The organism is Chryseobacterium sp. KCF3-3, from assembly GCF_045865955.1.
Classification (GTDB): domain Bacteria; phylum Bacteroidota; class Bacteroidia; order Flavobacteriales; family Weeksellaceae; genus Chryseobacterium.
In genome coordinates this window covers 2,169,286-2,196,101 of record NZ_AP035792.1, presented here as the reverse complement: position 1 = coordinate 2,196,101, position 26,816 = coordinate 2,169,286, and the positions used below count along the sequence as shown (strand labels likewise).

21 protein-coding genes are annotated in these 26,816 nt (G+C 36.8%); 19 read left to right on the top strand and 2 right to left on the bottom strand.

The window, feature by feature from the left end:
* Nucleotides 1-89 precede the first annotated feature (89 nt).
* The 15 genes from ACKTTZ_RS09800 to ACKTTZ_RS09730 all read left to right on the top strand — a co-directional run bounded on the left by ACKTTZ_RS09800 (nucleotide 90) and on the right by ACKTTZ_RS09730 (nucleotide 22,489).
* On the top strand, nucleotides 90-1,325 hold the full coding sequence (locus tag ACKTTZ_RS09800) for an MFS transporter (RefSeq protein ID WP_253316369.1): 1,236 nt from the start codon (nucleotides 90-92) through the stop codon (nucleotides 1,323-1,325).
* 303 nt (nucleotides 1,326-1,628) lie between these two features.
* The gene (locus ACKTTZ_RS09795) at nucleotides 1,629-2,234 is read left to right on the top strand and encodes a tetratricopeptide repeat protein (protein ID WP_407848575.1); all 606 of its coding nucleotides are present in this window, start codon (nucleotides 1,629-1,631) and stop codon (nucleotides 2,232-2,234) included.
* A gap of 148 nt (nucleotides 2,235-2,382) precedes the next feature.
* A complete protein-coding gene (locus tag ACKTTZ_RS09790; protein WP_034691519.1) occupies nucleotides 2,383-4,455 on the top strand; it encodes a T9SS type B sorting domain-containing protein in 2,073 nt (690 codons plus the stop codon).
* A gap of 101 nt (nucleotides 4,456-4,556) precedes the next feature.
* Entirely contained in the window at nucleotides 4,557-6,704 is a 2,148-nt protein-coding gene (locus ACKTTZ_RS09785) for a T9SS type B sorting domain-containing protein (protein WP_407848573.1), read from the top strand.
* A 154-nt stretch (nucleotides 6,705-6,858) separates the two neighbouring features.
* Nucleotides 6,859-8,448, top strand: coding sequence for a replicative DNA helicase (gene dnaB / locus ACKTTZ_RS09780; RefSeq protein WP_079240125.1), 1,590 nt, complete (start codon nucleotides 6,859-6,861; stop codon nucleotides 8,446-8,448).
* Between the two features lie 60 nt (nucleotides 8,449-8,508).
* Nucleotides 8,509-8,985: a ribonuclease HI gene (gene rnhA, locus ACKTTZ_RS09775; protein ID WP_407848571.1), complete on the top strand. Its 477-nt coding sequence runs from the start codon at nucleotides 8,509-8,511 to the stop codon at nucleotides 8,983-8,985.
* A gap of 166 nt (nucleotides 8,986-9,151) precedes the next feature.
* Entirely contained in the window at nucleotides 9,152-11,410 is a 2,259-nt protein-coding gene (locus tag ACKTTZ_RS09770) for a lectin-like domain-containing protein (RefSeq protein ID WP_407848569.1), read from the top strand.
* Nucleotides 11,411-11,570: 160 nt separating this feature from the next.
* Nucleotides 11,571-13,829 (top strand): T9SS type B sorting domain-containing protein, encoded by a 2,259-nt coding sequence (locus ACKTTZ_RS09765; RefSeq protein ID WP_407848567.1) that lies wholly within the window; start codon nucleotides 11,571-11,573, stop codon nucleotides 13,827-13,829.
* Nucleotides 13,830-13,951: 122 nt separating this feature from the next.
* Entirely contained in the window at nucleotides 13,952-14,578 is a 627-nt protein-coding gene (locus ACKTTZ_RS09760; RefSeq protein WP_034691525.1) for an NAD(P)H-dependent oxidoreductase, read from the top strand.
* Nucleotides 14,579-14,607: 29 nt separating this feature from the next.
* Nucleotides 14,608-16,179, top strand: coding sequence for an L-aspartate oxidase (nadB, locus tag ACKTTZ_RS09755; protein ID WP_034691526.1), 1,572 nt, complete (start codon nucleotides 14,608-14,610; stop codon nucleotides 16,177-16,179).
* Between the two features lie 12 nt (nucleotides 16,180-16,191).
* The gene (gene nadC / locus ACKTTZ_RS09750; RefSeq protein ID WP_407848564.1) at nucleotides 16,192-17,052 is read left to right on the top strand and encodes a carboxylating nicotinate-nucleotide diphosphorylase; all 861 of its coding nucleotides are present in this window, start codon (nucleotides 16,192-16,194) and stop codon (nucleotides 17,050-17,052) included.
* 208 nt (nucleotides 17,053-17,260) lie between these two features.
* Complete coding sequence (locus ACKTTZ_RS09745; protein ID WP_034691530.1) at nucleotides 17,261-19,846, top strand: TonB-dependent receptor; 2,586 nt, start codon at nucleotides 17,261-17,263, stop codon at nucleotides 19,844-19,846.
* A gap of 86 nt (nucleotides 19,847-19,932) precedes the next feature.
* The gene (locus tag ACKTTZ_RS09740) at nucleotides 19,933-20,364 is read left to right on the top strand and encodes a hypothetical protein (protein ID WP_034691532.1); all 432 of its coding nucleotides are present in this window, start codon (nucleotides 19,933-19,935) and stop codon (nucleotides 20,362-20,364) included.
* Between the two features lie 67 nt (nucleotides 20,365-20,431).
* Entirely contained in the window at nucleotides 20,432-21,424 is a 993-nt protein-coding gene (locus ACKTTZ_RS09735) for an aspartate-semialdehyde dehydrogenase (RefSeq protein WP_047427247.1), read from the top strand.
* A gap of 57 nt (nucleotides 21,425-21,481) precedes the next feature.
* Nucleotides 21,482-22,489, top strand: coding sequence for a cation diffusion facilitator family transporter (locus tag ACKTTZ_RS09730; protein ID WP_034691536.1), 1,008 nt, complete (start codon nucleotides 21,482-21,484; stop codon nucleotides 22,487-22,489).
* A 21-nt stretch (nucleotides 22,490-22,510) separates the two neighbouring features.
* Here the strand turns inward: ACKTTZ_RS09730 and ACKTTZ_RS09725 are convergent, their stop codons facing one another.
* Together ACKTTZ_RS09725 and xrtF are read right to left on the bottom strand one after the other, a co-directional pair.
* A complete protein-coding gene (locus ACKTTZ_RS09725) occupies nucleotides 22,511-22,948 on the bottom strand; it encodes an exosortase F system-associated membrane protein (protein WP_407848561.1) in 438 nt (145 codons plus the stop codon).
* Nucleotides 22,935-23,465: an exosortase family protein XrtF gene (xrtF, locus tag ACKTTZ_RS09720; protein ID WP_034691538.1), complete on the bottom strand. Its 531-nt coding sequence runs from the start codon at nucleotides 23,463-23,465 to the stop codon at nucleotides 22,935-22,937. The genes ACKTTZ_RS09725 and xrtF overlap by 14 nt, the downstream gene beginning before the upstream one ends.
* A gap of 229 nt (nucleotides 23,466-23,694) precedes the next feature.
* Here xrtF and ACKTTZ_RS09715 point away from each other — a divergent pair, with 229 nt between their 5' ends.
* The 4 genes from ACKTTZ_RS09715 to ACKTTZ_RS09700 all read left to right on the top strand — a co-directional run bounded on the left by ACKTTZ_RS09715 (nucleotide 23,695) and on the right by ACKTTZ_RS09700 (nucleotide 26,786).
* The gene (locus ACKTTZ_RS09715; protein WP_407848558.1) at nucleotides 23,695-24,714 is read left to right on the top strand and encodes an aminoglycoside phosphotransferase family protein; all 1,020 of its coding nucleotides are present in this window, start codon (nucleotides 23,695-23,697) and stop codon (nucleotides 24,712-24,714) included.
* Between the two features lie 109 nt (nucleotides 24,715-24,823).
* Entirely contained in the window at nucleotides 24,824-25,240 is a 417-nt protein-coding gene (locus tag ACKTTZ_RS09710) for an RNase adapter RapZ (RefSeq protein ID WP_081906357.1), read from the top strand.
* 70 nt (nucleotides 25,241-25,310) lie between these two features.
* Entirely contained in the window at nucleotides 25,311-26,024 is a 714-nt protein-coding gene (locus ACKTTZ_RS09705; RefSeq protein WP_034691545.1) for a nucleotidyltransferase family protein, read from the top strand.
* A 9-nt stretch (nucleotides 26,025-26,033) separates the two neighbouring features.
* Entirely contained in the window at nucleotides 26,034-26,786 is a 753-nt protein-coding gene (locus ACKTTZ_RS09700; protein ID WP_051934163.1) for a TIGR00730 family Rossman fold protein, read from the top strand.
* Nucleotides 26,787-26,816 lie beyond the last annotated feature (30 nt).

Sequence of the window (26,816 nt, the reverse complement as noted above, 5' to 3'; positions counted from 1 at the left end):
AGATTTTATCTTTTGAGATATATTTAATATATCTTTCAAAAATTGTCATATGGATAGCCCTAAATAAATTTTTAGGGCTATTTTTGTTCATGATTTCCTTTACCCCGTTACAAACATTACAAAATGTTGAGTTCAGAAATCTTCTCACCGGGAGATTTTTTATTGTTTTAGCTTTCAGAATGCTTGCCACTTTACTTGGATGGTGGGTGTATCAATTAACAAAAGATCCTTTTTCAATAGGTCTTATCGGACTTTCAGAAGTGATTCCTGCGGTAAGCTGTGCGCTGTATGCAGGACATGTTATTGATATGAATGAAAAGAAGAGACTGCTTCTCATCTGCAATTATGCTTATATTTTCCTGATCGGGCTTCTGCTGATCCCAGCCTTCCTGGATGTAGAAATGCACTTTACAGGCCATCAGATTACTTATTATATTTATGGAGTTATCTTTTTTACGGGAATAGCAAGGGCATTTATCGGTCCTATTGTTCCTTCCATGATTCCTAAAATTGTAAAGAAGGAAAATCTTCCGAATGCCGTGACTCTAAACCAGGCTACTTTTCTGATCTCTTCTGTTTGCGGACATGCTATTGGTGGTGTTCTTATTGGATTTATCGGTGTAAAATGGACTCTGGTTGCTATTTTAGCACTCATATTTGTTGCTTCATTATTTTTCTGGCAACTTCAAAAACAGTATTCGGAATACAAAAAGGAAACAGTAAATGTAGTAGAAAGCATGCGCGAAGGAATTTCTTATATTTTTAAAACCAAGGAGATTCTGGGAGCTTTATGTCTTGATATGTTTGCAGTACTTTTTGGCGGAGCAGTTGCTATGATCCCTGTATTTGCGACAGACATCCTGAATTCAGGAGCTGAAGGTTTCGGCTTACTGAATGCTGCTTCAGACATTGGCTCCATGTGTATTATTACTATTTTATCTATTGTTCCTCTTCGCAAAAATCAGGGAAAAATACTTCTTGTAGTAGTTACCGGATTCGGGCTATGCATTATTGGATTCGGGCTCTCAAAATTATACTGGCTATCTTTTATGTTCCTGGTGATGAGCGGAATGCTGGATGGAATTTCCGTGGTTATCCGAGGTACCATTGTACAGTTAAAAACACCGGATCACATCAGAGGACGTGTTCTGAGTGTGAATTCAATTTTCATCATGTCCAGCAATGAAATGGGACAATTCGAAAGTGGACTTATGGCCAAACTACTGGGAGTTGTACGCTCTGTGGTATTTGGTGGCTGCATGACTGTTTTAGTGGCCCTTGTTGTAGGAAGCACCAATCCTAAACTGAGAAAGATGCAATATTAACTAATTGTTTATCAGTCTATTTAAAATCTGATACAAAAAAAATCAGAATTCGAAATACTTAAAATCAGAATAGAACGTTTTCTATTCTGATTTTTGTTTTATAGCTGTTTTTTAAAAATTTATAAAAGAATTAAACCTTAAATATTCATCAAAAGCACCAATATCTTTACGATCTCTACATAATCTAACCAAAATAAGAAAATACAATATTTAAAACCAATACGTTACTTTCATTAAATATATCTCAAAATCTTTAATTTAACGTTAATAATTTTTTATATTTGCTTCATAAAATATCCCCCTATGACTAAACTTTTACTAATTTTGAGCTTTCTCGTGACAGGTTCTCTGATGAATGCTCAATTTTTTTCAGACCAAACCTTACAACAATCTGTTTTGCAGCTCAATGAAGCTAAAACAGAAAACGACTATGATACACTTTTCTCTAAGTTTTCAGAGGCTAAAACTTCAGAAAAATGGAAAGCCAATTATTACGCAGCTGCAGCATTGTATCTTAAAACCAATTTCCTTTTAAAGAACAGTCCGAACAGCCCTCTTGGAGAGCCTAATGAGACTGCAAGAAAACTGGCTATGCAGGTACTTGCTTCCGAAAAGAACAACGGAGAAGTAAACCTTCTGCTTGCTCTTATTCATTTTCAGAAAATCAGAATAAAAACAGCTACAGATCCACAAAAAGAATTAAAGACAGTTACCAGCTACATGAATAAAGCTGAAACCACTTTAAAAAGCAGCCCAAGATTATCCTTCTTAAAAGCTGAAATGGCAGAAAAACAAGGAAATAAGACTGAAGCTATAAAATTATATCAAAAAGCAGCCAAAGAATTTGAAACATCAGACCCTTCATCCAGTTCACCTATCTGGGGAAAACAGCTGATCGGAACAAATTAACAGCAAAAAAATGTATGATCTCCCGAATAGATTGGGATGATCAATTTTTTTTTTGATAGGAAAGACTTAGAAATTCATTTGTATCAGATAAAGAATAGCATTTTTTAGTAATTAAACACTTTTACTATTTGTTTTAAAATTAATTCTCATGAAAAAAACATTACTTGTTTTATTAATCATATTTTCACATATTTTATTTGCACAATCAGATTGTGGCACTGCAATGGCAGTCTGCGGTAACTCTGACATTTCATATACACCAGGCGGGCACGGAGACATTGCAGAAGACCTGGGTGGATGTTTAACTTCTGACGAAAAGTACTCCGTATGGTATTCTTTTACCATAGCTACAGGAGGAACTCTTACTTTCGAAATTATCCCTAACGACCAGGGAGATGATTATGACTTTGGAGTATACGGACCTAACAAGTCTTGCGGAAACCTGGGAGCTCCCATCCGTTGTTCTTATTCCGGACAAAGTGGAAACACAGGTCTTAATATGACCGCTACTGACCTTAGTGAGGATGCAACAGGAGACAAATGGGTAAAATACATGGATGTATTGCCTGGTCAGACTTACTATATCATTGTAAACAACCACAGAGAAACAGCTAACGGATTCAAATTATCATGGGGTGGAACAGCTACTCTATCATCTCCATTTACAGATCCGAATATACAACCTCATCCATTTATCCCACCGGGAATTCCAGGAGCTAATCCTGCTGACCCAAGAGAAGTAGTAATCTGTTCAAATCCGGCGACTTTTGATTTCGCATCATTATCCGCAGGTATTCTTAATGGTAACCCTAACTTCAACATTAGCTACCACACAAGTCAGAACGATGCTTTAACAGGTAACAACCCTCTTGTTGGCCCTCAAACAGTTACCCCTGTTGGTGTTTATTTCTACAGTATCAACTATACTGACCCGACTAACCCCAACAGCCCTATTAATAAATGTAGACAGACTGGTAAATTTAAATTTAAAGATGGAACGATCACCGCTACCGATGTAACGCTGACAAGTTGTAATAATAACAATGCAGGTACGGCAATGTATGATCTTACCACTGCAGCAGTTTTTGCTGATCCAACGGCAACTAAAAAATATTATTACACGTTATATGATCTGAACAACTCAATCAATGAGATCACCAATATCTATCAGTTTGTTTCTGCTGAAGGTAAAATATATGTAAAAGTAACTTCTGTATTTGGATGTAGTGATATTGCAGAAATCACCCTTAAGTTCTATCCGCAAATCATTGCAAAAGATGCAGAATTAAGATCATGCTTTATTGAAGCCAATCCTTCTACAGCATTATTCAACTTAGATAACGCTGCTGTAATTACACCACAGGCAGGGATCACGAAAAAATATTTCCCTTCATTGACAGATGCAATAGATGAAACCAACCAAATTTTAAATGCTAATTATATTGCACCAAGCGGCTTAGTATACGTAAGAGTATCTGACACCAGAGGATGTTATGTAGTGGTAAAAATTGGTTTAACAGTAATTGCTCCAGTAACATCTAGTGTATTGAAAGATAAAATTATCTGTATAGAAGACACTACCACTTTAGATGCAGGACCTGGATTCAAAAGCTATGAATGGAGTACAGGAGCGACAACACAGTCTATCAAAGACGTAGGAGTAGGCGTTTACTGGGTAAAATTAAAAACAGGTGAATGCGTTGCCACTCAAAAGGTAACCGTTTATCCTTCTGAGCAACCAGTTGTAACAAATATTGATATTAACAATACTACTTTGACAATCAACGTTATTGGAGGAACACCGGATTATCAGTATTCTATGGATAAGATTCTATGGCAGCCTTCTAATGTATTCTCCAATGTAGCAAGAGGAACTTACAAAGTATATGTAAAAGATGCTTATGACTGCGAACCAATTGAAGTTGCAGTAGTGGTTCCTAACCTTATCAATATGATTACTCCAAACGGAGATGGTGTGAATGATGTAGTGGATTATTCTGCTATGGCTGATAAACAGAATCTTATTTTGAGTATCTTTGACAGATATGGAACAAAAATCCATCAGGGAGACAAATCCAATGGTTACAAATGGGATGGTAGAATTGGTGGCAAGAACATTCCAACAGGTACCTACTGGTATTCTGTAACATGGAATGAGAATGACAAGAAGAACACTCCTTTCAAGTTTTCAGGTTGGATTGTTGTAAAAAACAGAGAATAAAAACACCACAATATAAAAAGCCGCTTTGGCGGCTTTTTCTTTTACAAATAATGATAAAAATTTATTGATTTCAAGTTTGTTTAACAAAAAAAGTTTTAACAATGAAAAAAATATTACTTCTTTTTATTTTATTGATAGCGCAAATGGCCTATTCACAGTCAGACTGTGTCACAGCAATTCCCATCTGTGGTAATTCTGACATCTCATACACCCCTTCAGGCCCGGGGAATATTATAGAAATTCTTAACCAAAACGGAGGATGCCTCAGCACCAATGAAAGATATACAGTTTGGTACACTTTCACAGTATCCACACCAGGAACGCTGGCATTTAAAATAAAACCTAACGATCAGGATGATGATTATGATTTTGCAGTTTACGGACCAACAGCAAACGGTTGTGCTTCATTACAAAATGCAGATCACGTCTTCATACAGCCCATAAGATGTAACTATAGTGGTACTTCAGGAGATACAGGTCTTGATCTGACTCTCGCTCCACCTGCAGTATTCCCTACCAATCCTCCCGGTGTTACATCCAGTATGAACAATGGAAAATGGAGTCCTTATATGGATGTATTGGTTGGCCAGACTTATTATTTAGTGATTGACAACTTCAGTAGATCCGTTAATGGTTTCTCTTTAGAATGGTCAGGAACGGCAAGTTTAAGTTCTGCATTTAACGATCCGATTCTTTCTCCTAATCCATTTATTGCGCCGGGTATTCCGGGAGCTACTCCTACCGATCCTAATCAGGTGATGGTTTGTGCGTTGCCTACCCAGTTTGATTTTACAACACTATCTGCAGCTATTATTAATGGTAACAGCCCGAATTTCAAAGTTACTTATCATAAAACAACCAACGATGCCCTTACAGGACAGAATCCACTTACGGTAGCTACTGTAGACGGAACAACAATATATTATTACAGAATTGTATACCAAGACCCAAGCAATCCGGACAACCCTATCAACGGATGTTTCATAACAGGGAAGTTCAAGTTTGTGAATGTAGGAATCTCAGCCAATACAGCCACATTATACTCTTGTAATAATAATGGAGCCGGTACTGCAAAGTATAATTTAACAACAGCCAATGTATTTGGAGGCACCGGAGCAACCATTAAGTATTATGCTACGGTTGCGGATATGAATGCTGAAATTAATGAAATTACAGATCCTACCAACTACGTTTCTGCTGAATCAACTGTATATGTAAAAGTAGTTTCCAATTTTGGTTGTATTGCAACCACGACGATCAGACTATTATTCTATCCAACGGTGGTACTGAAAGATGCTGTACTTCAAAACTGTTATATTGATAATGACGTTACCCGTTCTACATTTGATCTTTCCAAGGCAGATATTGGAGTAGCTGTTCCAACACCTACAGGAACGATTATTAAATATTATACAACTATAGCTGATGCTAAAGCACAGACAAACCCTATTATAGCAGCATTAAACTATCTTTCAGAAAGCAAAACAGTATATGCAAGAGTAGATAATGACAAACAGTGTTATTCAATTGCTAAAATAGAACTGATTGTATTACCTCCGGTAAAATCAGCAGTATTAAAAGATAAAACAATTTGTGCTGAAGCCAAAACCTCTTTGGATGCAGGACCTGGATTTGTAAGCTACGAATGGAGCACGGGTGAAACTACACAATCTATCAACAACGTAGGAGTTGGGGTTTATTGGGTAAAACTTCAGACCGGAAAATGTTTCACACTTCAGGAAGTACGTGTACACCCAAGCCTTCAACCAGTGGTTTCAGGAATCGAAATTACCAACAACAACATCACAGTAACTGCTTCAGGAGGAGTTCCTCCTTACAAATATTCTATTGACGGTGTTAACTGGCAGGATTCTAACGTATTCACAGGACTTCCTAGAGGAGAGAATACGATATATGTAAAAGATACTTACAACTGTACTCCTATTCAGGTAACCGTTACTGTTCCTAACCTTATCAACGCGATTACTCCGAATGGAGATAACGTAAATGATGTTATTGATTACTCAGCATTAGCTTACAAGAAAAACCTTATCTTCATTGTATATGACAGATATGGAAACAAGCTTCATGAAGCTAACAAAATGAATAACTTCACTTGGGACGGAACAGCCTTTGGTAAGAAAATCCTAACCGGAACTTACTGGTACACGATCTCATGGAACGAAAACAATAAAGACAATACCGAAACCAAATATTCAGGATGGGTATTGGTAAAAAATAAAGAATAAGTTTTTACTTCATCTTTTTGAAAATCACCTCAGACTGAGGTGATTTTTTTTATCAACAAGTCCAACCTCCTGTTTACAGCATTTTACGAATGACTGCTAATAATTTGTTGAATACTATTTTTTTATTATTTTTTAAATAAACTATCTTTGCACCATGGCGCAGAAAGAAACATTATCATCCCTGACACACGGAAACTTTGCAAAAGAATTGTCTATTGCGGATGGAAAAATGCCTCCCAATGCAGTGGATTTTGAAAGATTGGTTATCGGAACTTTTTTGATTGACAAAAAAGGTCTTGACCATTCCATTGACCTTCTTACCCCAGAAGTGTTTTATGATCCCAGACATCAGGTCATCTTTTCTACTATTCTAAAATTGTATGAAGGCAACCACCCGGTAGACTTAATGACGATTATTCAGAATTTAAAAAAAGAAGACAAACTGAGTCAGGCTGGTGGTGATCATTACATCATTGATCTTACAATGGGAGTAAGCTCATCTGCCCATATCGAATATCACGTACGTGTTATTCTTGAAAAGTATATTTTAAGAAGCCTTATTAATGTTTCTGCTAATGTTATTGATTCTTCCTACAAGGAATCAACAGATGTTTTTGAACTTCTGGATAAAGCAGAACAATCTTTCTTTGAGATCACCAACGGAACGATTAAGAAAGGATTCGATACTGCCAACTCATTGGTAAAGCAGGCTATTGATACCATTAAATCTTTAAAAGATAAAGAGGGACTTTCCGGAGTTCCTTCAGGATTCAGAGATGTGGATAAGGAAACCGGTGGATGGCAGAATTCTGACCTTATTATTATTGCAGCCCGTCCCGCGATGGGAAAAACGGCATTCCTTCTTTCCATGGCAAGAAATATTGCAGTGGGACATAAAGTTCCTATGGCATTATTCTCTCTCGAGATGGCCTCGGTACAGCTGATCACCAGAATGATTGCTTCCGAAACAAGAATCTCATCAGAAAAATTAAGAAAAGGAACCCTGGATGATGAAGAATGGCAAAGACTATTCTCCAATGTATCCGAATTGGAAAACGCTCCTTTATATATTGACGAAACCCCTTCCCTTTCCATATTCGATTTCCGTGCAAAATGCCGAAGACTGGTAATGCAGCATGGGGTAAGAATTATCATGGTTGACTACCTTCAGCTGATGACCGCAGGAAGCAGTGGTGGAAAAGGAGTCGGAAACCGTGAACAGGAGATTTCCATGATTTCACGTTCATTAAAAGCCATTGCAAAAGAACTTAACGTACCGGTAATTGCCCTGTCACAGCTTTCAAGAAGTGTGGAAGCCCGACCTGGAAAAAGACCTCAGCTTTCAGATCTGAGGGAATCCGGAGCAATTGAGCAGGATGCGGATATCGTATCTTTCATCTTCAGACCAGAGTATTATAAAATTACGGTTTGGGATAATGATGAGGAAGGACAGGAAACTTCTACAGAAAACCAGGCCGAACTGATTATTGCAAAACACAGAAATGGTGCTACGGCAGATGTAAGATTATCATTCCTGAAACATTTTGCAAAATTCGGTGATATTGAAGCTGCACTTGACGGTGGTGCCGGAGGAGGATATCCTTCCAACTTCGGAGAGCCGAGCGGATTTGACAAGATCAAAACAACAATTCAGCCAGGAGCAGCATTTGATCTTCCGGACAGTTCAAAACTTTCAGGGTCTTCAATGAATGACTTTGATGATGATGATGACTTCCCTTTTTAAGCAAAAACTAAAATTCAGTTCAATTTTTACAGTCAATACATCAATTATTAAAAAGCAGATTTGAGAATCGAAATTTATACGGACGGAGCTTGCAGTGGAAACCCGGGAAAAGGCGGATATGGAATTCTTATGCGCGTTCCTGAAAAAAATTACCAGAAAACATTTTCAAAAGGATTTCGAAAAACGACCAACAACAGAATGGAACTTCTGGCGGTCATCACCGCATTGGAAAAACTGAAATCTACAGAAAATGACATCCATGTGTATACTGATAGCAAATATGTATCTGATGCCATCAACCAAAACTGGATTGCAGGATGGATCAAGAGAGGTTGGAAAAATGTAAAAAACCCTGATCTCTGGAAAAAATTCGTTGAACTTTACAATAAACATACCCCAAAAATGCATTGGGTAAAAGGTCATGCCGGACATTTTGAAAACGAACTTTGCGATAAATTAGCCGTAGCAGCAGCCAGTTCCTCAGATCTTGAAATTGATACTTATTTTGAGGGTTTGGATAACAATTCCTTATTTTAATTTAATTAATGTAAATACGTAATTGCTACTACACCATTCACCATTATATCATAATAAGCAGTATTTTTTTTAAAATATTATTAAAATTTAAGCAATATTAACATTAAATACATATTATTTAATTGGGATTTAATATCTTTACATATTAATCTAAGTCCCATTATAAATGAATAAAAATCTATTATTGTATTTATCTGTTTTTTTACTCTGTATAGCTGGGAAGTCCTTTGCTCAGACTTATCAGCTTATCGGAAACCCAGTGAACACTACCGGATGGACCATGGTTTCCCCTACTCAGGTAAACACAGATTTTATTCAGCTGACCCCGGATACCAATAACCAATCCGGTTCCATCAGGCTGAATGATCCTATTAATTTAAAATATTGTGATAAATGGAGAGTGGAATTTGATTTCAGAATGGATTCCAACCAAACCTCCAATGGAGATGGAATTGCCTTCTGGTATCTTGCCAATCCTCCGGTAGCCAGCGTATTAGGCTCAGGACTTGGAGTATCTCAAAATGCTGTAGGACTTGTTGTAGGACTTGACACATACAACAACACCACAACTGCTACCATGAGTAAGGTGCATGTTGGTTATGGACTGGTTCAAAACACCACTGACAGCAATAATGTCGAATTTTTTAATGTTCCCGGAAGTTCTTTCCACTCCCCGGATCTGAATACTACACAGCCTTTTCAGGGAACAACTTTTAAACACGTAGAAGTAACGGCGCAGGTAGATCCTGCAGCTCCTACCAGCTGGATTATAAAAATAACAATAGACGGTAATGTAATTTGCAATCAGTCTTTTGCACATTCAGGTGCTGCTGCTTCAATGACTGTAGGATATTTTGGTTTTTCAGCTTCTACAGGAGGTGCAAGATCAAGACATTCCATTAAAAATGTAAAAATTTATACGGACAAAGTTCCTATTTTACAGAATTCAGCCACACAGTCATTCTGTCCTAATCCTACAACCGGATACGGATCTGTAAACCTGACTACTTTCAATTCACAATTTGTAAGCAACCCTTCCAATTATACATTTACCTATTATCCATTTGGAAGCTCTACACCTATTGCGAATCCTACCAATTATCAGTTCAATGCTAACTCAACAGTAACAGTTGTTATTAAAGATAATGCAGGATTACTGTGTGATAACCCGGATGGTAAAATTTTATTGGTTCTTGCTCCTTTCAAAGCGGAAGACAAAACCATTACGGTATGTAATAATAACAAAGCAGGAACAGCAGCTTTCAATCTGAATACAGCAGCGGTGACCAATGTTCCTGGAGTTATAAAAAAATATTATAAAACGCTGACAGACCTCAACGCCGATACGAATGAGATTCAAAATCCTGACAATTACCTATCTGCTCCCGGAGTTGTTTATGTAAAAGTAACAACCCCTCAGGGATGTACAGGTTCAGCAAAAATTACCCTTGCATTCTATCCGGACACTCCTGTGAAAGAAGCTACTCTAAGATCATGTTTCATTGAAAATAATATTACGAGCGCTATCTTTAATTTGACAACCGCAGATGTTACTACTTTAGGAGCAGGCGCTGCCAAAAAATACTACACATCCATCGCTAATGCTTTAGACGGAATCAACGAAATCATGAATCCACTTCAGTATTTATCTACAAGTACTGCGGTATATGCAAAAGTAACGGATGCCAACGGATGCTTTAATATTGCTAAAATCAATCTTATTGTATTACCGCCAGTAACCTCTTCTGTTCTGAAAGACAAAATCATTTGTATTGGTGAAAAAACAGATCTGGATGCAGGACCAGGATTTGACGGATATGAATGGAGCACCGGAGCAACTACCTCATCTATTAAAGATGTAGGCGTAGGTCCTTATTGGGTAAAATTGAAAACCGGTAACTGTATCACTACACAGACTGTCAATGTAAAAGCATCTGCAAATCCAGTGATTTCCAGCATTGATATTGACAACAACACCATCACAGTAAATGTAGCAGGGGGAACTCCTCCGTATCAGTTTTCTCTGGATGGAATGAACTGGCAGCCTAGTAATATATTCACAGGTTTAGCAAGAGGCGAAGTAAGAGTGTATGTAAAAGATTTTTACAATTGTACACCTGTTGAAGTTCAGATTACCGTTCCTAACCTGATTAATGCTATCACTCCAAACGGCGACAACGTAAATGATTTCATTGATTATTCAGCACTTGCTTACAAGAAAAACCTGATATTCATCGTCTACGACAGATATGGTAACAAACTGTACGAAGCCGGAAAAATGAGAAACTTCACATGGGACGGAACAGCTTCCGGTAAAAAAGTTCTTACAGGAACTTACTGGTACACCATTTCATGGAACGAAAACAACAAAGACAATACTGAAACCAAATACTCAGGCTGGGTATTGGTTAAAAACAGAGAATAAATTTTACTATCAGAAACTACCTCATTTGGGGTAGTTTCGGTATTAAAAGCAGAATCTGCTCCATCAGAGATTGGAACCAGGTATTGCTTTTTATCACCAATTTAAACATAAAAAACAATTTTATTTCTAAGATTAAGTATAACATCACAATCCATCCACTATGAAAAAAGATATACTCATTTTTTTACTGACTATCTTATTATACTTGCCGGGAAGATTATTTTCACAAACGTATCAACTTACCGGAAACCCTGTTAATACAACGGGCTGGGATCTTGTCTCTGATGCTATAGTAAGCGGAGACTTTGTAAGGCTTACCACAGACCAGACCAGCAGATACGGGGCTGTAAAATTATCAACACCTATTACTTTGAGCTACTGTGATAAATGGAAAGTGGAATTCGATTTCAGAATTGACGGAAACGGAACCACACAATTTGGAAAGGGAGACGGCTTTACCTTCTGGTATCTTGCCAATCCGCCAACAGGATTTGTATCAGGAGGAGGACTCGGTATTCCAGCTAATGCTTCGGGGCTAATGGTTGGTTTTGATATTTTCAACAATACCACAGAAGGCCAGATGAGTAAAGTACATATTCTTTATGGTACCAATAATACAGCAGGTAATAATATCGAATTCAACACCACTCCGGGAAGTACATTTCACTCTCCGGACCTTATTGCTACCCAACCGTTTGTAGGAGATACCTACAGACATGTTGAAGTAAACGGAGAAACAGACCTTACCAACCCTACAAACTGGATTATCAAAGTAAGAATAAATGGTGTTCTTATCGTAGATCAGTCTTTTGCTCCTTCCGGAGGTGCAGTAGGAATGTCACAGGGATATTTTGGCTTCTCTGCAGCAACCGGAGGTGCCAGTGCAAGACATTCTATTAAAGACGTTAAAGTATATGTAGATAAAGTTCCTATTTTAAGTAATACCATAACTCCATTTGTTTGTACAAATCCAGCTACCGGAAATGGTACAGTAGATCTTACTTCTTATAATTCTCAATTCGTAAATAATCCTGGAAATTATATTTTCACTTATTATGTATTGGGAAGTTCTACTCCTATCGCCAATCCTACAAGTTTCCAGTATTCCGGAAATACAACTATTAAGGTGGTGGTAAAAGATCCTACTTCTACTCTTTGTGATAATGGTGATGGTGTTATTCAGCTTAATCCTACTCCATTTGCAGCAACAGATGCTACTCTTAGCGGATGCAATAACAACAATGCCGGAACAGCAACCTTTGATCTCAATACCGCTGCTGTAACAACTGTTGCCGGAGTTATCAAAGAATTCTATCCTACTTTATATGATCTGAATAACGGTACGAATCAGATCACAAATCCTTCCGCATATGCCTCTGCAGCAGCAACAATATATGTAAAAGTAACCACACCTCAGGGATGTGTAAGTACTTCTAAAATCACACTGAATATTTACCCTGTGGTAGTTGTTAATGATGTGGAACTCAAATCATGTTTCATTGAAACCAATCCATCTATGGCTTCTTTTAACCTTACAGGGGCTGTTGTTTCCCAGGGTGGACTTACAAAAGAATATTACCCTTCATTGACAGATGCAATCAGTGGAACTAATGCCATCTCAACTCCGGCAGCATACATTGCTCCTAATGGAGTTGTTTATATTAAAGTTTTTAATGGAAATGGATGCTACTCTATTGCAAAAGTTACATTAACTGTAATACCTGCTGTTTACTCAAGGACTTTACTTGACAAGACAATTTGTATTGAAAACACCACAACATTAGATGCGGGAGCCGGATTCAAAAGCTATGAATGGAGCACAGGAGCAACCACACAATCCATCAAGAATGTAGGAGTAGGTACTTACTGGGTAAAACTGAAAACCGGAGATTGTATTGCAACACAAAAAGTAACAGTATATCCTTCTGACAATCCTGTTATTACCACGGTTGACATTTCAGGAAGCACAGTAACAGTATATGCTAACGGTGGAACTCCTCCTTATCAATACTCTATGGATAATATCAACTGGCAGGACTCCAATGTGTTCACCAATATTACAAGAGGAGAAGCTAAAGTATATGTAAGAGATGGTTATAATTGCGTTCCTGTTGAAGTCAATATTACAGTACCTAACCTCATCAATATAATCACTCCTAATGATGATGGTATTAATGATTTCGTTGATTACTCTGCATTAGCCAATAAACAAAATCTGGAAATTGCCATCTTCGACAGATATGGTTATAAAATGTTCCAGGCTGATAAGACCAATGGTTACAAATGGGCAGGAACTACCAATGGACATAAAAAAGTCCCTACAGGAAACTATTGGTATTCTGTTTCATGGAATGAAAATAATAAAAACAGTACTCCGATAAAATTCTCAGGCTGGATTGTTGTAAAAAACAGAGAATAATTACACTTTCCACCACATCAAAAGAATCACCCCGCCGGTCGGGGTGATTTTTTTGTATTAACAGGCAGGAGATATTTCATTTTAAAGACTCTTTATTCATATTCAATTCTTAAATTTGTCGTATGAATTATTTGGAAGCTTTAAGCAGAAGATATTCTGTAAAAAAATTCAATCATCAGATTATTCCTCAGGAAACTCTTCACAACATTCTTGAGTCAGGAAAGCTGTCTGCCAGTTCGCTGGGGCTTCAGCCTTATAAAATTGTGGTTGTTGAAAGTGAGGAGATGAAGCAGAAATTAATTCCTGCTTTTTATAATCCATCTCAGATTTCCACCTGTTCTCATCTTATTGTTATTATTTCAAAAAAAGTGATAGAAGAGAACTATATCCGAGGGTATTTTAATCATATTTCTGAAGTAAGAAATACTCCTATGGAAACACTGGATCCTTTCAGAAACAGTATTAATCAGCATATCAACCAGAAAACACATGATGAAATTTTCAACTGGGCAGAAAAACAGTCTTATATAGTATTGGCCAATCTTATGTATGCCGCCGCTATTGAAAATATAGATTCCTGCCCGATGGAAGGCTTCCGTCAGGATCTTATAGAAGAAATTCTGAATACCGATCCTGAAACAGAAAAAGTAACTGTTACCCTCGCTTTAGGTTACCGTTCTGAAGAAGATCACTTCCAGCACATGAAAAAAGTAAGAAAACCAAACGAAAAATTGTTTAAATTTATTTAATCTTAAACGATTGTACCTAAAGCCAGCATATGATAAAAGCGGATGTATTAGTAATTGGTTCCGGCATTTCCGGACTTTCCTATGCCATTAAAGTTTCTGAACAGCACCCTGATGCCAAAATCATTATTGTAACCAAGTCTGATGAAGACGAAAGCAATACCAAATATGCACAAGGCGGTCTCGCTGTCGTTACAGATTTTCAGAATGACAATTTTCAAAAACATATTGACGACACGATGCGTGCCGGTGACGGAGAAAATAAACGTGATGTCGTAGAGATGGTGGTAAGAGAAGCTCCTGCAAGATTCAATGAAATTGTAGAATGGGGAGCACAGTTCGATATGAAAAACGGCAAATTCGCTTTAGGAAGAGAAGGCGGTCACACTGAAAACAGAATCGTCCATCATAAAGATATCACAGGTTTTGAAATCGAAAGAGCTTTACTGGAAACAGCCAATAACAGCCCGAATATTGAAATTCTTGATCATCATTACGTCATTGATATCATCACACAGCACCACGTTCCGGGAAAAGAACTTAATGAAGGAGACATCCACTGCTACGGGGCTTATATTCTGGATGAGAAATCCAAAACCATCAAAAAAATTACTTCTAAAATAACACTGGTTGCCACAGGAGGTGCCGGACATGTTTATAAAAACACCACCAATCCTACAATTGCCACAGGAGACGGAATTGCTTTCGTTGCCCGTGCCAAAGGAAATGTTTCCAATATGCAATATTATCAGTTCCACCCTACAGCTTTGTACAGCAAAATGGATGGAATGTTGTTTTTAATTTCAGAAGCAGTTCGTGGAGATGGAGCAAAATTAAGAACCAAAAGAGGTGAAAAATTCATGCATAAATATGATGAACGTGAAGAATTAGCCTCAAGAGATATTGTTGCAAGAGCCATCGATGCCGAAATGAAAATTACCGGAGACGAATTTGTTGGCTTGGATTGCAAGGAAATGAATCATGAAAAATTCTTAGAACATTTCCCGAATATTTATAAAAAATGCAAAGACGAAGGAATTGATCCTTTCACTCAACTGATTCCTGTTGTACCTGCCTGCCACTATCTCATGGGTGGAATCGAAGTAGACAGAGACGGACAGTCTTCCATCAGAAATCTTTTCGCAGTAGGAGAATGTACCAACTCAGGACTTCACGGTGCCAACAGACTTGCTTCAAACTCACTTCTTGAAGGCTTGGTTTTCGGGCACAATGCAGCCATGAAAACGGTAAACCTTCTCAATGAAAACAATTTCAACTTTGATGATCTGAAAGCCGTTCCGGAATGGAATGAAGAAGGAATGAAAATCATGGACGAAATGGTTATCGTCAGCTATCTGAGAAAACAACTTCAGGAAATGATGAGCGATCTTGTAGGTATTGTAAGAAGCAACAGACGTCTGAATATGGCACTGCAAAAACATCAGGAAATTGCTGCCGCTGTTGATGAAATCTACCACTACTCCATTCTTTCACCACAACTTTCAGAATTAAGAAACTTAACAACCGTTGCACACCTCATCATTACCCAATCTATGGAAATGACAGAGAATAAGGGAGCGTTTTATAATAAAGATTTAGCTTAAAAGCATACTATAATGAAAAGACCAGCATACGTTACAGATAAAGCATTAAAAGCATTCATAAAAAGTGCGCTTGAAGAAGATATTCAGGATGGTGATCATTCTACTCTTTCTACTATTCCACAGGATCTTGTGCAAAGTGCCAGGCTTTTGGTAAAACAGGATTGTATTCTTGCAGGTGTGGAGCTGGCTGAAATCATTTTTAAAACATTTGACAAGAATTTAAAAGTAGAGGTTTTCATTAAAGATGGAACTCCATGTAAATTCGGAGATGTAGCTCTTATGGTTACAGGAAGTGCAAGATCTATCCTTTCCACAGAGAGATTTGTTCTTAACTGTATGCAGAGAATGAGCGGCATTGCAACCCTTACTCATGAGTGGGACTCAAGATTAGTAGGAACAAAAACTAAACTTTTAGATACGAGAAAAACGACTCCCAATTTCAGAATGTGTGAAAAATGGGCGGTAGCTATTGGCGGTGGAACCAATCACAGATATGGTCTTTATGACATGATCATGCTGAAGGATAATCATATTGATTATAACGGAAGCATTACCAATGCAGTAGCAATGGCAAAGGATTACGTTAAAAAGAATAAGAAAAAGTTGAAAATAGAGGTTGAAACCAGAAACCTTGAAGAAGTTCAGGAAGCCATCAATGCAAAAGTTGACAGGATCATGCTTGATAATATGGATGTAAAAACGATGAAACAAGCTGTAAAAATGATTAATGGTTCTTGTGAATCTGAAGCTTCAGGTGGAATTACCCGCGATATGCTGAAAGAAATTGCCTCCACAGGCGTTACCTATATCTCTGTAGGAGCCCTTACACACTCTGCTGAGAATATAGATTTGAGTCTCAAAGCAGTGAAATAGCGTTGAATTTTTAACAAAAACACCACCACTTTGTTAAAAATTCAATAACATGACTTTTTTCATACTAAAATTCGATTTTTAGCCATAATATTGATTTTTAACACTTTAACATTATTAAGACTGATTAAAAATTAACATTGAGTTAATAATAGTTAAATTTTATTTTGCGAATTTTGCAGAAAATTAAATCTAATTATTACTAACGATTATGAAATTAATCAACAAATCGATACTAACTGCGGTTATTACATTATCTACAGCTAGTGTTTATTACGCTCAAGAAGTTCAGGATTCTACGAAAACTAAATCTAAGGACATTGAGGAGGTAATCTTAAGAGGTGTTACGGATATCGCTAAAGATAGAAAAACGCCTGTTGCAGTATCTACAATCAAAGCTGCTCAAATCCTTGAGAGACAAGGAAACCAGGAGTTGGTAGAATTGCTAAACACAACACCATCAGTATATGCTACAAAAGGTGGTGGTGGATTTGGAGATTCTCAGATCACTATGCGTGGTTTCGAATCAAGAAACATCGCTGTAATGGTAAACGGCATGCCTGTAAACGATATGGAAGGTGGTACTGTTTATTTCTCAAACTGGACTGGACTATCTGACGTAACAAGTACTATGCAGGTACAAAGAGGGCTTGGATCTTCTAAATTAGCAATTGCTTCTGTAGGAGGTACTATGAACTTCTTAACAAAGTCTGCAGACATGAAAAGAGGTGGAATTCTAAGATTCGGAGTTGGTAACAACGACTACCTTAAAACCTCTTTTGCTTACAATACAGGTAAATCTGAAAATGGATGGTCTTCTTCTATCTTGATGAGCAGACAGGCTGGTAGCACTTATATTGAAAACACACAATATGAATCTTATGCTTATTATTTTGCATTAGGATGGGAGCCAAATAAAAAACATAACTTCCAGTTTACACTAACTTCTGCACCTCAATGGCATAATCAGAGAACATTCTCTCCAACAATCCAAAATTATATAAAATACAATCCGGATCATGATGGAACACCATACAGACAATATAACTCTGATTATGGTTATTACACTGATGCAAATGGAAATAAAGTATCATTAGCTAACAGAGCAAATTATTACTCTAAGCCTGTTATGATGCTAAACTGGGACTGGACTATGAGTGAGAAATCTAAGTTAAGTACAGTTTTATATATGTCTAACGGTAGAGGTGGTGGAACCGGTGAAATTGGTAGAGTTGGTGGAAAAGGAATTACAGATGCCTCTTTCGTTGATGCAGAAGGTCACTTCAACTACGATGCTATTTTTGCTGCAAACAAAGCTGTTAACGTAAATACTGCAGGTGCTGGTAGTACTTTGATCCGTAGATCAAGTATCAACTCTCACAACTGGTATGGTATCTTGGCTAACTTCCAGCATAAAATCAACGACAACTGGAATTTCTCAGTAGGTACAGATGATAGATATTATTATGGATACCATTATCAAGTAGCTTCTGACTTGTATGGAGCATCAGGATATAAGGATAGTAATAACAAAAATATTGCACCTAATATTGTCAACAAAACTTATAATTATCAACAATTAGCTTGGAATCCTTTTGGAGGAAAAACAGCTCCTATCCAAGATCAAATTGGTTATAGTAATGACGGAGAGGTTATCTGGTACAGTGGTTTTGGTCAAGTTGAATTCACTAAAAATGATTTCTCTGCATTCCTACAAGGATCAGTTTCTAACCAAGGATACCAAAGAATTGATAACTTCATTCAAGATGGTGTAACTAAACAACAAGGACAAGTTGTCAATACAAAAACAGGATTCAAAAACCTTTTTGGATATAACATTAAAGGGGGAGCTAACTATAACATCAATGCAAATCACAATGTTTTCGCAAATGTTGGATACTATAGCAAGCAACCATTCTTTAACTCTGTATACCCAAGTAACTTCCAGGTAGTTAACCCAACTTTAACTAACGAAAAAATCTTCTCAGCAGAAGTTGGATATGGTTTCAGATCTCCAAAACTTAGTGCAAATGTAAATGTTTACAGAACACAGTGGGGAGACAGATGGTTAAGAAGAACTAACCAGACATTTACACTACCTGACAATACTACAACTACAGGATATGCAGAAATTAGTGGTATTACTGAAGTTCACCAGGGAGTAGAATTTGACGCTGTTTACAGACCAACTAATTATCTTGAATTCCAAGGTATGTTCTCTTGGGGTGATTATTATTATAAAGGAAATGCTACAGGTGCTGCTTTTGATGATAACAACAACCCACTTACCTTAGCTGGATCTTCTACATCAACAACTCTTTACTTAGATAAAGTAAAAGTAGGAGGAACAAGTAATAACAGTATTCCTCAGATGACTGCTTCATTAGGAGCGACTGTAAAACCAGTAAAAGATCTTAGTATCTTTGGAACTTGGAGATACGTAGGTAAACTTTACTCATCAATTGATATTGCAACATTCTCTAACCAAGCAGCTCAAGATAAAGGAGTAATGAAATTACCAGATTTCAACCTATTTGATGTAGGATTCTCTTACAAAATCAGACTAAGAGACAGTTCTCAGTATTTCACTATTGGTGCAAATGTTTATAACTTGTTTGATACTACTTATATTTCTGATGCATCAACAAATGTCTTCACAAAAACTAGTGATCAGTTTGCTACAGCAGCACAGTATGAGGCTTATCAATCTACTCTATACAAAGGAATTGACCCAACTAACCGTGTACTTTTCGGATTCGGAAGAACATGGGCAGCTAACTTATCATTCAACTTCTAATAATATCACAATATTAGATTTTATAAATATCAATCCCGGCTTTGAGCCGGGATTTTTGTTATCTTTGTGTACAAAAAAATAGGATTATGGATTTTTACAACATTTTACTTAATGCCCATAAAGGTTTCGGGTATCTTGAAATTCTTTTGGTAACATTATTTGTCATTGCACTTTTAGCTACCATGTTCGGTTTCAGTGGAAAAGTGAACAAATTTTTGAAGAAAACAACTCTTTTCACAATGATTTTCTTCCACGTTCAGTTTTTATTAGGGATCATTATGCTGATCACCACTTTCAGCAAAGGTTTAAACATGGGAGAAGTAATGAAAAATGCAGCATTAAGATTCCAATATGTTGAACATCCATTCTCTATGCTTATTGCAGCAGTTTTGATGACAATCGTCAACAAAAAAGTAAAATCAAATGATACTATTTCTTTAGGAGTAGTAATTATGGGACTGATTGCAGTAGGTTTATTTGCATTTGCATTCCCTTGGACAAGAGTCTTCGGGGCTTAAAACAGACAAAGAAATTATATGCGTTATAATTTATAAATAGTTTAATCTTAAATTTTTAATTAAATCAATGAAAGTAGCTGTAGTAGGTTCAACAGGAATGGTTGGACAAGTTATGCTTAAAGTTTTGGAGGAGAGAAACTTCCCTGTAACAGAATTAATCCCGGTAGCATCCGAAAGATCTGTAGGCAAGAAGGTGAAGTATAAACAGAAGGAATTTACCATCGTAAGCATGAAGGACGCTATAGCTGCCAAACCGGATATTGCAATCTTCTCTGCGGGTGGTTCTACTTCTCTTGAATTTGCTCCTTTATTTGCAGAGGCAGGAACAACAGTCATTGACAATTCTTCTGCATGGAGAATGGATCCTGACAAAAAATTAGTCGTTCCTGAGATCAATGCTGATGTTTTAACAAAAGAAGATAAAATTATCGCAAATCCGAATTGTTCTACCATTCAGTTGGTCATGGTTCTTGGACCTTTGAACAAAAAATATGATTTAAAAAGAGTAATTGTTTCTACCTATCAGTCTGTAACAGGAACAGGTAAAGCTGCTGTAGACCAGTTAAACGGTGAAATCAGCGGAGATGATTCTACTGAAAAAGTGTATCCTTATCAAATCTTCAAAAATGCATTGCCACACTGTGATGTATTTGCTGATGATGACTATACAAAAGAAGAAATCAAACTGATGAAGGAGCCTAAGAAAATCTTAGGAGATGATACCTTTAACTTAACAGCAACCGCTGTAAGAGTTCCGGTTCAGGGAGGACATTCTGAAAGTGTAAACATCGAATTCGAAAATGAATTTGAACTGGACGAAGTAAGAAAAATTTTATCTGAAACTCCTGGAGTAATCGTAATGGATGATGTAAAAAACAACCACTACCCGATGCCTCTTTATTCAGAAGGAAAAGACGAAGTTTTCGTTGGAAGGATCAGAAGGGATCTCTCACAGCCCAAAACACTCAACCTCTGGATCGTTGCAGACAATCTGAGGAAAGGAGCAGCAACAAACGCTGTACAAATTGCAGAATACCTTGTAGCAAACAACTTAGTATAAACTAACAAAATAAAAAGAGTCTCAGAATTGAGATTCTTTTTTTTATCAAACACAATTATGAACACCCAGAAAAATGCCCATAAAGAGAAAATAGGATTTCAGAAGCTTATTGCAACGTTCGGAATCATCCTTTTTGTCGGAAAAATTATTGCATGGAAGCTTACCAATTCTGATGCAGTATTTTCTGATGCTATGGAAAGTATCGTCAATGTCATCAGTGCATTCATGGGACTTTATTCTCTCCATCTTGCAGCCAAACCTAAAGATGATGATCACCCGTATGGCCATGGGAAAGTAGAATTCGTGACTTCCGGAATTGAAGGAGCCTTAATTGCCATAGCCGGTGTTATGATCATCTACGAAGGAATTCACAGTCTTATTGTAGGAAAAACACTGAGTAAAATTGATCTTGGGATATGGATTATTGCTGCCACTGCAGTTATTAATTATCTGCTGGGATATATTTCTATTAAAAAAGGAGAAAGAGAAAACTCTCTGGTTCTTATTTCATCCGGTAAACATCTTCAGTCGGATACCATTACAACCCTTGGTGTGGTTGCCAGTTTAATTATTGTTTACTTCACCAAAATCTATTGGCTGGATTCAGTAGTAGCATTAAGCTTTGGACTTTACATCATATTTGTAGGCTATAAAATCGTTCGAAAATCTCTGAGCGGTATTATGGACGAGCAGGATCCTGAAATACTAAATCAGGTGATTAAAATCCTTGAAGAAAACAGACAAATAGAATGGATTGATGTCCACAACATGAAAATCCAGCAATTTGGTTCCTCTTTACATATTGATGCCCATATTACTCTTCCCTGGTATTATGATCTTCGTGACGCTCATGGAGAAATGGAAAAGGTAATCATCCTTCTTGCTAAAAATATTAAACGTACTATTGAGTTCAATTTTCATATGGACGATTGTAAACCGATTTCATGCTCAATCTGTCAGATCAAAGAATGTCCTGTCCGTGAAAAAGACTTTGTAAAGCGTGTAGAATGGACCCCGGAAAATGTCACAAGTGTAGATAAACATACCATCTCTGAAGAGGAGTAAGGAAATTCAGTTTGGGCTTTATCAATTTGATTTAAGAGCCACCTGTTTTCGATAATAGAACATCGGAACAATCAAAAGGATAATCAACGGCTGAATTACGAATCTTCTCATATAAAAAGAAAAAAGATATCCTATCTCAAATTTGTTGTGAATACAGTACAGGTAAATCGGGAATGTAATGGAAAAAACTACAATCATCATTACAGCTCCCTGTAAAGTCCATTCTTTATTTTTAAATAAACCATAAATAATCAGGCAGGAAAAAAGAAGATTTAAAATAAACCTGAACACATGTCCTGCAATCAGTTTTCCCCATTCAAAGACAGGGAACTCAATATGTTTATTGGCTTCGTGAAAGTAGTCTAAAAAAGGGTCATAAAAAAGACTTCCTTCCAAAGCTCTTACCCCAATCAATCCGCAGACACCTGCGATAACCAGAAACCAGCTAAGAATTTTCATGTTTTAAAGCAAAAAATTTAATCCAGATCAGCCAAAGGACAACCACACTTCCATAAATAATGGCAGGAAAAATAAAATCGTGAAACATCTTTCCATATTCTTTATGATCTGACATGACAATATTCAATCCTACAATTCTTAAAAGATTGATAACGTACAATAATACTAACCCCGCTCCCACAAAAACAAAAGTTTTCGTTCCTTTATAAAAAGCAAAAACAAAAGACACAAATAAAATGATAACAGAAATCGCATTACAGCCCTCTACCATTCTCGTCACATAATTCTGCTTAACATAAAACCAAACCTGTTCATTCTTTACATCATCATAAAGTTCTGTAGGGTAACCTATCGCATTCTGAAGAGCTGTTACCTGATTGGCAATCATTCTTGAAAAAGAATCCAATCCGGAGTCTTTCCCACTATTCAGATAGAACTGATAGGCAAAAAGCAGCACCAGATAAATAATAATAAAACGCAATAAAATACCCAAAACAGGTTTAAAGTCTTTCAGCATAATACAAAGATAAAAATTAGCGTGTAATATCCTGAATTTGAATGAAGAAAGTTAAAAACAAGAGTTCAAACGGTATAATTGCTAGGCTTACACTGAAAATTTTTCACAAAAACATTCAATAAAATCAAAATTCTACAGCTCCATGATAATAACTCTTTGACCTTCATCCATCACTTCTTAAATCTATCATTTCCAACTCATGTTAATTTAGTATATTTGTTTCCATATTATGACTTCTGATAACGCAAAACGATTTTTTGAAAACCATATAGGTAAAAAATCTTCTGAATTCGTCACATTAGCTCAAAGCGGCTCTGCGAGGGTCAATTTTCTGGCCACTACAGGCACTGAAAAATACATCATCACGTACAATGAAAATCTTCCGGAAAATGAAAGTTTTCTTTACTATTCCGAAGTATTCTCTGACCTGAGTCTTAATACCCCTTCCATCTTTGCTGTTTCTGATGACAGGAAGATGTACATTCAGGAATTTTTAGGACAACAAACACTTTCCGAGGTGATTACAAAAGAACAATTATCTCCTACGGTGAAATCTTTGGTTAAGCAGACCTTAGAAAAGCTTTTCCAGATGCAGGTACAAACTCAGGGGAAAATTGATTTTTCAAAAACCTTTGAATATGAAAGTTATGATGAGCTTCCCGTGATTCATGATCTTTATTACTTCAAAAATTTTGCCGCTGATTTTCTGGAACTTGAATACAACAAGTCTACTCTTCTGAAAGAGTTTAAAAAAATTGCTGTACTTATTGAAAATCTTGAACCTAAAGGAATTATGATCCGAGATTTTCAGGCAAGAAATATTATGGTGAATGAAAAGAATGAAGTTTCTTTCATCGATTATCAATCGGCAATGAAAGGTCCGTTAATGTATGATGTCATCTCTTTTCTTTTTCAGGCTAAAGCTAATTTCCCGGAAGATTTCAAACAGGAAATGCTGGAATATTATATTCAACAGTTTGAAAATCCTGAAACTAGAATGCAGTTGAAAAATGCAGTAATGCCTATTCAGATGATGAGATTTTTACAGGTTTTGGGAGCATACGGATTCCGAGGATTGATTCAGAGGAAGCAACATTTCATGGCCAGCCTTGAAAAAGGGATACAGAATATTACCCAGTTTGCAGACTCATGGGAACAGATGAATAATTATCCGGAATTGCAAAAAGTAATTCAGCAACTGACATCAGAGAAGGCAAAACAAAAAATTGAAGAAATAATAAATAAATAAGTCTTCGACTCCGCTCAGACTGACAGATTGAAAATATTTGAGCAAAGCACAAAGCGATTTCAACATAACTAAATAAACCTTAATGGTTTAAAAAAAGATAAAAAAGAATATGCTAAACATCGAGATACACAGTTTTTCTTACAAGAAAGGAGGAATTCCTAAAGACAATTCAGGAAATGGCGGAGGTTTCGCTTTTGACTGCCGTGGAATCTTAAATCCCGGAAGAATTGAAGAATATAAAATCCAGACCGGAAATGACATCGGAGTTCAGGAATATCTGGAAACAAAAACAGAAATGCCAAAGTTTTTAGAACTTATAAAATCTCTGGTTTCTATCAATATCGACGATTACCTTGCAAGAGGCTTCGAACATCTTCAAATCAACTTCGGATGTACAGGCGGACAGCACAGATCAGTATATTCCGCTATAAAAATTGCAGAATTTATCAGAGAAAAATATCCTGAAGGAACTCAGGTAACCCTTCATCATGATGAACAACCGCAACTGAATATTAGTAATCAGTAATGAGCAATAAGTAATTTTCTAATTACACTTATATATTACTCATTACCAATCACTCATTACTTATAAAATTATGAAAGCTTTAATTTTCGCAGCAGGAAAAGGTACCAGGCTTAAGCCATTTACAGATCATCACCCAAAAGCACTCGCCAAGGTAAATGAAATTCCGCTTCTGGAAAGAAATATTAATTACCTGAAAAGTTTCGGAATAAAGGATTTTGTTATCAACATTCATCATTTTGGAGAACAGATTGTTGATTTTCTGAATAAAAACAATAATTTCGGTTGCAAGATTGAAATCTCTGATGAAACCAATGAGCTTCTGGAAACTGGTGGCGGCTTGATATTTGCAAGAAAATTCCTGGATCACGGAGAAGATTTTTTAATCATGAACGCTGATATTCTAACCGATCTGAACATCAATGCATTGGTAGAATACCACAAAAAGATAAAAGATTTTGCTACTTTAGCGGTTTCGGACAGAGAAAGTTCGAGAAAACTCCTTTTCAATGATGATATGGTTTTGAGAGGATGGCTGAATGTACAGACTGGTGAACAAAGGTTGGCAGAATTCAATAAAGGCTTTAGACCCCTTGCATTCAGCGGAATTCATTGTATCAATCCTGTCATCTTCGAAAAAATAAAAAGAACAGGCAAATTCTCTGTTATGGAAGAATATCTGGATCTGATGCAGACCGAGCATATACATGGTTTTGTACACGACAGTATTCTTATTGATGTCGGAAGACCATCATCCGTAATAGAAGCCGAAAAACATTTTAAATAAATTTTTGCAATGGAAATTGATGGAACCAGGGATGAAAGTTTAGTAAATCCAGAACTTGACATTAACGAAACAAAACTGCATAACAGTTTCAGACAGAAAACCTGGGACGAAACAATCACCAAAGACAGCTGGATGGTCTTCAAGGTCATGGCTGAATTTGTAGACGGCTATGAAAAACTGGCTAAAATTGGCCCATGCGTTTCTATATTTGGCTCTGCCCGACTGAAGCCGGAGAACAAATATTATGAAATGGCAGTAGATATCGCTGAAAAGATCACCAAACTAGGTTTCGGAATTATTACCGGAGGCGGTCCGGGGATTATGGAAGCAGGAAATAAAGGTGCTTTTAATGCCAAAGGGAAATCTATAGGACTTAATATTGATCTTCCTTTTGAACAGCATTTCAATCCATACATCAACAAATCCTATTCGATGAACTTTGATTACTTTTTCGTGAGAAAAGTAATGTTTGTAAAATACTCTCAAGGTTTCGTAGTAATGCCTGGAGGATTCGGAACACTGGATGAGCTGACCGAAGCGATGACCTTGATTCAGACCAACAAAATTGGAAAATTCCCAATTGTTTTGGTAGGAAGTGAATTCTGGGGTGGATTACTGGATTGGTTTAAAGCAACTCTGTTAAAAGAAGGAATGATTGCGGAAGATGATCTTGATCTTTATCGTGTGGTAGATACGGCTGATGAGGCTGTAGCGCATATTAAAGCCTTTTATGATAAATATTCTGTAAATGTAAATTTCTAATTGGCATATTATTTGTGACTTATAACTAGC

Bases quoted from the DNA above. Each gene is read 5' to 3' on its own strand.
- ACKTTZ_RS09800 (WP_253316369.1), top strand. From the start codon at position 90: ATGATTTCCTTTACCCCGTTACAAACATTACAAAATGTTGAGTTCAGA.
- ACKTTZ_RS09795 (WP_407848575.1), top strand. From the start codon at position 1,629: ATGACTAAACTTTTACTAATTTTGAGCTTTCTCGTGACAGGTTCTCTG.
- ACKTTZ_RS09790 (WP_034691519.1), top strand. From the start codon at position 2,383: ATGAAAAAAACATTACTTGTTTTATTAATCATATTTTCACATATTTTA.
- ACKTTZ_RS09785 (WP_407848573.1), top strand. From the start codon at position 4,557: ATGAAAAAAATATTACTTCTTTTTATTTTATTGATAGCGCAAATGGCC.
- dnaB (WP_079240125.1), top strand. From the start codon at position 6,859: ATGGCGCAGAAAGAAACATTATCATCCCTGACACACGGAAACTTTGCA.
- ACKTTZ_RS09770 (WP_407848569.1), top strand. From the start codon at position 9,152: ATGAATAAAAATCTATTATTGTATTTATCTGTTTTTTTACTCTGTATA.
- ACKTTZ_RS09765 (WP_407848567.1), top strand. From the start codon at position 11,571: ATGAAAAAAGATATACTCATTTTTTTACTGACTATCTTATTATACTTG.
- ACKTTZ_RS09760 (WP_034691525.1), top strand. From the start codon at position 13,952: ATGAATTATTTGGAAGCTTTAAGCAGAAGATATTCTGTAAAAAAATTC.
- nadB (WP_034691526.1), top strand. From the start codon at position 14,608: ATGATAAAAGCGGATGTATTAGTAATTGGTTCCGGCATTTCCGGACTT.
- nadC (WP_407848564.1), top strand. From the start codon at position 16,192: ATGAAAAGACCAGCATACGTTACAGATAAAGCATTAAAAGCATTCATA.
- ACKTTZ_RS09745 (WP_034691530.1), top strand. From the start codon at position 17,261: ATGAAATTAATCAACAAATCGATACTAACTGCGGTTATTACATTATCT.
- ACKTTZ_RS09740 (WP_034691532.1), top strand. From the start codon at position 19,933: ATGGATTTTTACAACATTTTACTTAATGCCCATAAAGGTTTCGGGTAT.
- ACKTTZ_RS09735 (WP_047427247.1), top strand. From the start codon at position 20,432: ATGAAAGTAGCTGTAGTAGGTTCAACAGGAATGGTTGGACAAGTTATG.
- ACKTTZ_RS09730 (WP_034691536.1), top strand. From the start codon at position 21,482: ATGAACACCCAGAAAAATGCCCATAAAGAGAAAATAGGATTTCAGAAG.
- ACKTTZ_RS09725 (WP_407848561.1), bottom strand. From the start codon at position 22,948: ATGAAAATTCTTAGCTGGTTTCTGGTTATCGCAGGTGTCTGCGGATTG.
- xrtF (WP_034691538.1), bottom strand. From the start codon at position 23,465: ATGCTGAAAGACTTTAAACCTGTTTTGGGTATTTTATTGCGTTTTATT.
- ACKTTZ_RS09715 (WP_407848558.1), top strand. From the start codon at position 23,695: ATGACTTCTGATAACGCAAAACGATTTTTTGAAAACCATATAGGTAAA.
- ACKTTZ_RS09710 (WP_081906357.1), top strand. From the start codon at position 24,824: ATGCTAAACATCGAGATACACAGTTTTTCTTACAAGAAAGGAGGAATT.
- ACKTTZ_RS09705 (WP_034691545.1), top strand. From the start codon at position 25,311: ATGAAAGCTTTAATTTTCGCAGCAGGAAAAGGTACCAGGCTTAAGCCA.
- ACKTTZ_RS09700 (WP_051934163.1), top strand. From the start codon at position 26,034: ATGGAAATTGATGGAACCAGGGATGAAAGTTTAGTAAATCCAGAACTT.